At 38.4% G+C, this 7,365-nt stretch carries 7 protein-coding genes; 1 reads left to right on the top strand and 6 read right to left on the bottom strand.

The genetic code is table 11. The features are described from left to right. The first annotated feature begins 39 nt into the window (after nt 1-39). Complete coding sequence (locus tag AC1DPQ_RS12305; protein ID WP_477609497.1) at nt 40-537, top strand: DUF1579 domain-containing protein; 498 nt, start codon at nt 40-42, stop codon at nt 535-537. A 98-nt stretch (nt 538-635) separates the two neighbouring features. On the opposite strand, the gene AC1DPQ_RS12300 is transcribed toward AC1DPQ_RS12305, so the two are convergent. The 6 genes from AC1DPQ_RS12300 to AC1DPQ_RS12275 form a co-directional block, all read right to left on the bottom strand. Continuing rightward, complete coding sequence (locus AC1DPQ_RS12300) at nt 636-1,532, bottom strand: DUF72 domain-containing protein (protein ID WP_477609495.1); 897 nt, start codon at nt 1,530-1,532, stop codon at nt 636-638. A 253-nt stretch (nt 1,533-1,785) separates the two neighbouring features. Continuing rightward, nucleotides 1,786-3,174 carry an arginine decarboxylase gene (locus AC1DPQ_RS12295; protein ID WP_477609493.1) on the bottom strand — a complete coding sequence of 463 codons (1,389 nt, stop codon included), beginning with the start codon at nt 3,172-3,174 and terminating at the stop codon, nt 1,786-1,788. A gap of 333 nt (nt 3,175-3,507) precedes the next feature. Next, nucleotides 3,508-4,086 (bottom strand): PhnA domain-containing protein, encoded by a 579-nt coding sequence (locus AC1DPQ_RS12290; RefSeq protein ID WP_230141988.1) that lies wholly within the window; start codon nt 4,084-4,086, stop codon nt 3,508-3,510. Between the two features lie 397 nt (nt 4,087-4,483). Then, on the bottom strand, nt 4,484-4,798 hold the full coding sequence (locus AC1DPQ_RS12285; protein WP_477583440.1) for a hypothetical protein: 315 nt from the start codon (nt 4,796-4,798) through the stop codon (nt 4,484-4,486). Nucleotides 4,799-4,818: 20 nt separating this feature from the next. Beyond that, complete coding sequence (ctlX, locus tag AC1DPQ_RS12280) at nt 4,819-5,754, bottom strand: citrulline utilization hydrolase CtlX (RefSeq protein ID WP_477583439.1); 936 nt, start codon at nt 5,752-5,754, stop codon at nt 4,819-4,821. Nucleotides 5,755-5,827: 73 nt separating this feature from the next. Further along, a complete protein-coding gene (locus AC1DPQ_RS12275; RefSeq protein WP_477609491.1) occupies nt 5,828-7,273 on the bottom strand; it encodes an arginine deiminase family protein in 1,446 nt (481 codons plus the stop codon). Between the last annotated feature and the right edge of the window lie 92 nt (nt 7,274-7,365).

Here is a 7,365-nt window from a genome sequence, read left to right as displayed (position 1 = left end):
CAATTAAACATTACAACTTAAATTTTATAAGTTTGGATTATGGCGAAAAGTAAATTTGAGCAATCTTTAGCGGATGGGGCTCACCAAAAGCTTCAAAGTTTAATAGGTGCCTGGAATGGGATAACCAAAACCTGGTTTGAAAAAGATGTGCTGGCAGATGAATCTCCAGCTGAAGCAAAAATCACTTCAATTTTGGGTAACCGTTTTATTTCTATTGATTACCAGGGAAGTTTGGAAGGAAAAGCTTTTGAAGGCAAAATGATTGTCGGTTTCGATATTCCTTACCAAAGATTTACGACAAGTTGGCTTGATAGTTTCCACATGGGTACGCAGATTATGCTCTCGAGCGGCGAGGCTATAACAAACGGTTTTTCTGTTTTTGGCGAATATGGCAGTCCGGAATATGGTGAACAGCTTTGGGGCTGGAGAACAACGCTTGAAATAATTAACGAGAACGAAATCGTATTAACGGCCTACAATGTTTCGCCAGAAGGGGAAGAAGCAAAAGCTACCGAAACGGTTTATAGAAGAAAATAACTTAGAAGGGTCGTCATTCCCAACTTGATTGGGAATCTTAATGCCCGATGTAAATGTATTAAGATTCCCGCATACGCGGGAATGACGTACCAAAAAAACTAAAATAAGCTAGGCGAAGCCTGATTGGCCATTACCGGGATTTTTAAATCAGTTCCAACAGCTTTATTCAGTTTCTCTGTAAAATAGGCGGAAAATAACGGAGAGGAAAGTTCTACATTCTGGTGAACAAAGAAATATAAGTTTTGCAAGCCCTGTTCTTTCCAGCTTACAATTCTTTCAATCCAATCGTCTAAGCGTTTTTTATCTATGTCATCATCGTTTGCGCCAACAAAACGCACAAAGGCAGTGGGCGAAGTTAAACGCATATGCAGCATATCTCTTCTGCCTGCAGTATCAACGATAATATTGGCTACACCATTTTCCTGAAATAATTGTGCAAATTCGTTGGCAATGGGCAGATTTGAAAACCATTCTTCATTTCTCACTTCAACACCCAAAGGAATTACTTTTGGGAATTCGTTGATTACGATTTTTAACCTTTCGAAATCTTTAGGTTTAAAGTTATCGTGCAATTGAAGAAAAGCCATTCCTAATTTATCTTCGAAATTACTGATCGCATCGCAATACTGTTCTACAGGTTCTTTAACGTTAATCAATCTTTTAAAGTGACTGATGGTATTGGTTAGTTTTGGAAAAAACTTAAAATCTGCAGGTGTTTTTTGCGTCCAGGTGATTACTTGTTCGCGGCTTGGCATACCATAAAATGTGGCATTAAGCTCAATAGAATTAAATTGAGTAGAATAGTAAGTCAATTCATCCTTAGTCCCTTTTGGATAAAATCCCTTTAAATCGGCCTTATTCCATTTGGCGCAACCCACATAGGCCTGGAAAGATTGTTTAGGTTTATTTGCTGCTAAAATCCCTGCTGTTTCAGGAGCATCAGCAGGAAGGGTATAATCTATAATAGTTGGGTCGTCTACTTTACCGAATTGCATTGTAATATGGATTTGTTTTACCGCTAAGTTAATAAAGAAAATTGTAAAGGATTCTGTAAAAGCGATCGTCACCCTGAATTTATTTCAGGGCCTATCCTACATGAAAGATGGCTGATCCCGAATATTCGGGGCAGTATGACGATGCAATTAGTAAGCCTAAAATAACCTTCCTCTAAGAGGTTAAAAACGTAAAAAGCGCCAAGTATAAACTTAGCGCTCTTTGCGAAAAACTTTGTGTTCTTTGCGGTTAAACTTAGTAACCTAGAATCTTCAATACCTGCTTGCTATTTTGTTCTTCTCCAAAAACTTCGAAATTGAAACTTTCATCACGGTTTCTGCGGATCAAAACATGTTTCGGGCTTGGCAATAAACAGTGGTGAATACCACCATAACCGCTCAATACTTCCTGATAAGCACCAGTATGGAAGAAACCTAAGTACTGTACCTTACGCGTTTTAGGCATAAATACACTGTTCATGTGCGCTTCCTGGTTATAATAATCCTGCCCATCGCAGGTAATACCGCCTAAGTTAACCCGCTCATATTCAGCGTCCCAATTGTTAATCGGCAATAAAATGTATTTTTGATTCAATGCCCAAACATCAGGTAAATTGGTAATAAAAGAACCATCCAACATTAACCAACGCTCACGATCATTCTGTTGTTTACGGCCCAATACTTTATATAAAATACCAGAAGCCTCTGCAACCGTATATTTGCCAAATTCGGTAATAATATCTGGTTCCATTACGTCGTGGATCGCGCAGATTTCTTTAATCCTTTTTACGATTTCGTTTACCATGTATTCGTAATCGAAATCGAATACCAACGAATCTTTAAATGGCATACCACCACCAATATCCAGGGTATCTAAATCAGGATTGATCTTTTTAAACTTGCAATAAAGCGTTACGTATTTCTCTAACTCGTTCCAATAATATGGCGAATCGGTAATACCAGAGTTAATAAAAAAGTGTAATAATTTAACCCTGAAATTAGGGTTGTGAACTATTTTATTGTTGTAGAAATCAATAATATCTTCCATACGCACACCTAAACGCGAAGTGTAGAACTGCGAATCCGGCTGCTCCTCAGCAGCGATACGGATACCTAAGTTACAAGGGGTATCAATATCAACCTCATCATCAAAAAGATTAAACTCTTCTTTGTTATCTAAAACAGGGATAATATTGGTATAACCATCATGCAACATATCAATGATATATTGTTTGTACTGGTAGGTTTTAAAGCCGTTACAGATAATGGTGGTATCTTTCGTTAACACGCCTTTTTTCTCCAGCGCATCAACCATCGGCATATCAAAAGCTGAAGAAGTTTCCAAGTGGATGTTGTTTTTTAAAGCTTCTTCTACAATATGCTTAAAATGCGAGCTTTTTGTACAGTAGCAATATTTATAATCGCCACGATAATYGTTCTTTAAAATAGCGGTTTGGAAAAGAATCTTCGCCTGCTGAATCTTCTTGCTCACCATTGGTAAGTACGTGAAACGTAGGGGAGTACCGTAAGTTTCGATCATTTCCATCAGGTTTAAATCCTGAAAATATAATTCATCATCTATAACATCGAAACCCTCTTGAGGGAAACCAACACTTAGATCAAGAAATTCTGAGTAACTCTGCATTTACTTTTAAATAATTTTTGCAAAAATGTAATTTTAAATCGAGAATTAAACGGTATTGAAAATATTTTTACTGTAAGGAAACGCTTAGCCAGATTACTATCTGGTCTTAGCGTCTCGCTAAGACTTTCCGATAAATTGTTTAAAAGACGAAATAAGATTAATGTTTAACTCATAATTTGAAAAGCAGGTTCCTGTTATTATAGGTTGGGGTTGGTCCTGCTCTCCACTTTACTCGTTGCACTCGTGTTCGTTCCGATCAGGTTTAGTTGGCAAGGAAAGTGCTTCTATTTAGGGTTTGAAAGCGAGTTGGCTAATCAATCATCAAATAACGTGTTATCCTTTGCGGAGGTATTTGGTTAAAATTACAATAGTTTGTCCTTCAACCTTGCCTTCAATTTGTTCGATATTATCATGAACTAATCGGATATTTTTAACTACAGTGCCCAATTTAGCGCTCAAGGTTGAGCCTTTAACATCTAAAGTTTTAACCAAAACCACAGTATCACCTTCAAATAAGCGCGTGCCATTGCTGTCCTGATGAAATTCTACTGTTCCATCTTGCTCGTGGTCGCCGGTTTTTTTAGCCCAATCCAAAGTTTCATCTTCAAGGTATAAAATATCCAGACTATCTGCTGCCCAGCCTTCATTTCTTAATCTGCTCAACATTCTCCAGGCAACAACCTGTACCGGGGCAAATTCCGACCACATGGTTTCCGTTAATATTTTCCAATGGTTTGGTGCAAGCTGTTCCGTTTTTTCAATCTGATCTAAGCAGGTTTTACAAACAAAAATACTGTTATCGCTATTGGCATTGCTGGTTGGCGGCACTTCGTATACCGATAAATTGGTTTCAGCGGTGCATAATTCGCATTTATTGCCCGAACGGGTCTGTAATTCTTGTGCTAAAGACATCTTGATAGTGGATTTTTGGCGAAAGTAATAAAACTAATCGGAATCTAGCGGATCGTCATTTCGAACCCAGTGTTCCAAAGGAACTCCTTTGGAGGAGAAATCTTTTAAATTTTGGTTTGATAGAAGAATGTATGAATGTTTGTTGATCATTTGGAAAGCAGGTTCCTGTTTTTATAGGTTTGGGTTAGTCCTGCTCTCCACTTTACTCGTTGCACTCGTGTCCGTTCCGATCAGGTTTATGTAGCTAGGGGTGTGCTGCTATTGAAGATTGAATAGCGAGGCATCTATCCGATGGGTTTTCCGTGTTTCTGTGGTAAAAAAAGTGGTTCGTGGAGACACGAACCACGGCAAGGATAGATAACCACATGGTTGGCGGCTTACCCGAACAATAGTTTTATCAACCTTTTATAATTCCTTTGTTTTGCTCCACATCCTTTTTAAACTTTTCTGTCCATTCTTTTAAGCTCAAAGCTGTTTCCTCTTTATCGTCATCATATACGATCCAGGCATCTGCATCTGTAGAAAGCTTAATCAATGTGGAAATATCAGCTTCGGTAATGTAGGACTGTCCATATTTCCTTTCACCATTTATTACTGCATTCCATAGGGCATATTCTAAATTCTGCATCCAACCAGCAGAATAACAATATTCTGAAATTTCACTCATTAATGTTGCTAAATGCAATTCTTTTTCTGTTAAATCTGATTCCATTAAAATAGATATGCAATCTGTTATTCTTTAACCGGCAAATGTATCTCAGCCAGCATGCATCTTGCACTACCGCCGCCATTTTTTTCGATCATGTAAAGCGGTGCATAAATGATTCTGCTGTATTGTTCTAATGCAGCAATCTGTTCAGCAGTTAAGGATAAAAAAGCCTGTTCCGACATCACCAATAAACTTTCGTCATCTGCATTGGTAACCTGTAACATATTGCCTGCAAATTTATTCATCTGCTCCAGACTGATTTCGATGATTTCTTTTCCACTACCTTTTAAACTGATGGTTACATTTAATTTCTCTTCAGGATCTCTAATCGAATCCAGGCAGATTACAACAAAACGATCGCCGATGCACATCATTACGTTGGTATGGTAAATCGGGAAATTCGATCCGTCTACCGCTTGAAAGGCCACTGGTTCATATCCGGTGAGCATGCAAAAGTTGTTCAGCACTTCTTCATCGGTGCGCACACTTAAGCAGGCATAAGCAATTTTGTTGGTACGGTCTAATACCATGCTCCCAGTGCCTTCTAAAAATGCATGTTGTTGTTCGTAAAAGCTTAAATCGCTGACGTGGTTAACTTCGAAATTTTCTTTCAAGCCATCCAGAATTTCTTTTCTGCGCTCTAACCGGCGATTTTCAGAAAACATCGGATAAAGATATACTGAGCCATCATCGTGAAAAGAGACCCAATTGTTCGGGAAAATAGAATCAGGTGTTTCGGGTTGCAAAGTATCGTCTACAACCGTTACATCAACATTGTTTTTTCTTAATAAATCAACAAAGGCATCAAACTCTTTTAAAGCTTCTGTTTGCACGTTGGTTTCGGTAGATGCAATTTGAAACTTGTTATTTCCGGCTGTTTGCTCATTGAACTTAAAATCAACAGGGCGGATCATTAAAATGTGATTGGTTGTCTGCATTTTCTTTTTCTTATGCGTCATCCTGTCTCGATTTTTCGGGATCAGGATCTTAATGAGTAGATCCTGAAATAAATTCAGGATGACGGGTCGTTAATTACAAATTGTCTCTTAAAATTGGTAAACTCATACAATGGAAACCACCACGTGCACGTGATAATTCTGCCGATGGCATTAAAATCAAAGTATCGGTTATGGTTTCTGCATTTACTTTACCATTTTCTAAATCCTGGATCAAATCTTTCACATCCACCACATTAAAACCGGCAGCTTTAAAGGCTTCAACGGTTTTATCGTTTCTATCGTAGCCTAAAACAACGCCTTCTTTAATTGCTAAAAGGTTACAAGAGTCAGTCCATTGCTCCCGCGAATCGTAAGGGAACTGATTATTTCCGCTGTAGATGATTTTGGTTGGTTCAGTGCTTTTTAAATCGTTCTGACTAATGTCATTTAATAAAGCTTCTACATGTTCGAAATGTTTCGGTTCTTGTGGATTCGCTTTTGTAAACTGAATAGCAGTGGTAGCCTCCAATTTTTCGGGTTCTTTTAAAAAGTTGATCGGCTCGTAAGGATTATATTTCGGCGAATGGGCAATCGAATTCAAAATTACCCAGGTATTGCGTTTAACCTGTGTAAAAACAGTGTCCAGGTGCATATAATCGCGTTTGCTTGGTATTTTTACAACCGTAACTTTCTCTACCACATCCTGATCGAACAATAGTTTAATCGCTTCGTTGGCACCATGTTCAGAGGTTCTTTCGCTACAACCGATCAATACGTGGTTTGGACTTACCATCATCACGTCTCCACCTTCTAAAGTGGTACTGAAAGCCGGTTCATCGCCGGGGCGTAAAAAGTGCATGGTCACATCCGGAATTTCGAGGATATTATTGCGGTAGCCCTCAAACAAAGGATGATTGAAGAAAATATAACGCATTAAAAGTGTTTCGCGCACACGGGCTTTTTTCGCCGGTTTGTTTAACAGGATATGGTTGTTAATCGTTGTACCCACATCCCTGGTGAAAATTAAATTGGGGATGGGTGCAAAAATCATCGTATCGTTGGCCAATGTTCCGGRGATAAAAATCTCTGCCAACTGCTTTGGATTGGTATCCGTTAATTCTAACTGAACCTTATAAGTACAACCTTCAATCGCACAAACAGCAGCAACCAGTTTTTTACGGATGGATTCGTTCTCCAGCATTTCGCTTAACAGGTTCTGAATCTCGATTACCGATTGAGAATTGTGAAAATCGGGGTGGTTGGGTTTGTAAAAATTACGGTTGGATGCTTCCGAATCTATTTCTGCCAGTTTTCCTTTAATCTTATCAGGATCAAGGAAATACATCAATAGTTTAATATAATAATCGTATTCGCCTTTACGGATGGTATCTAAATGTACAATATCTTCGAAAAGCCAATCTTGTGCCTTAGAGGGTACTACTTTGCCTAATCCACTATCAGGACTATGTATTAATAATTTACGCAATCTGCCGATTTCGGTGTTTACGCTCACTTTAAAATTGGGGTTCTGCTCGCTCATAAAAAAGTTAGTTATTGCAAATCTATTAGAAAAATTCAGATATGAGAATTGAGATGATAGATTTGAGATAGACCAATACGGAGATACGGAGA

The organism is Pedobacter sp. 01T416_2 (genome assembly GCF_056398925.1).
The sequence above is the reverse complement of the archived record's forward strand: the minus strand, read 5'-3'. Positions and strand labels throughout refer to the sequence as shown.